Source organism: Vogesella perlucida (assembly GCF_979366545.1).
Window position 1 is genome coordinate 1 of record NZ_CEETRO010000030.1, and the last position, 873, is coordinate 873.

At 62.8% G+C, this 873-nt stretch carries 1 protein-coding gene; it reads left to right on the top strand.

Features of this window, described 5'->3' with window-relative positions; all coding sequences use genetic code 11:
• Window positions 1–873, top strand: an 873-nt coding sequence (locus tag ACZ9XP_RS17730; RefSeq protein WP_465188941.1) for an NAD(P)(+) transhydrogenase (Re/Si-specific) subunit beta, incomplete at both ends; no start/stop codon positions are given.

Sequence of the window (873 nt, forward strand, 5' to 3'; positions counted from 1 at the left end):
ACAGCAGATGGAGAACGTATCCGCAGTACTTTACCTGGTGGCAGCCGTGCTGTTCATCCTGGCACTGAAAGGCCTGTCCTCGCCCACCACGGCGATTCAGGGTAACCGCTACGGCATTATCGGCATGCTGATTGCCGTGGCCACCACCTTCATGATCATGGACAAGCCGGTGCTGGCGCTGATTGTCGGTGCCATCGTGGCCGGTGGTGCCATTGGCGCGTACAAAGCCAAAACCGTCGAGATGACCGGCATGCCCGAGCTGGTGGCCGCCATGCACTCGCTGGTGGGCCTGTCGGCGGTGCTGATTGCCGTGGCCGCCATCTTCCACACCGGTGTCGAGCACACCGGCGTGCAGAAGGTGGAGCTGTTCATCGGTGCCTTCATTGGTGCCATTACCTTCACCGCCTCGGTGGTGGCCTACGGCAAGCTGTCCGGCAAGTTTGGCGCCAAGGCAGTGAACTTCAGCGGCCAACACCTGCTGAACCTGGTGCTGGCGCTGGCCATGGTGGGCTTTGGCGTAGCGTACTTCCTGACCGATAGCCACGGCGCCTTCCTGATGATGGTGGCCATTGCGCTGGTGCTGGGCGTGACGCTGATCATCCCGATCGGCGGGGCCGACATGCCGGTGGTGGTGTCCATGCTGAACAGCTACTCCGGCTGGGCGGCAGCGGGTATCGGCTTTACGCTGAACAACCCGGTGCTGATCATTGCCGGCGCGTGCGTGGGCTCGTCCGGTGCCATTCTGTCCTACATCATGTGCAAGGCGATGAACCGTTCCATCGTCAGCGTGCTGCTGGGTGGTTTTGGTGCCGAAGCCGGCAGCGGCGGCAGTGCCGACACCGGGCCGAAGAACTACAAGTCCGGCTCCGCCGA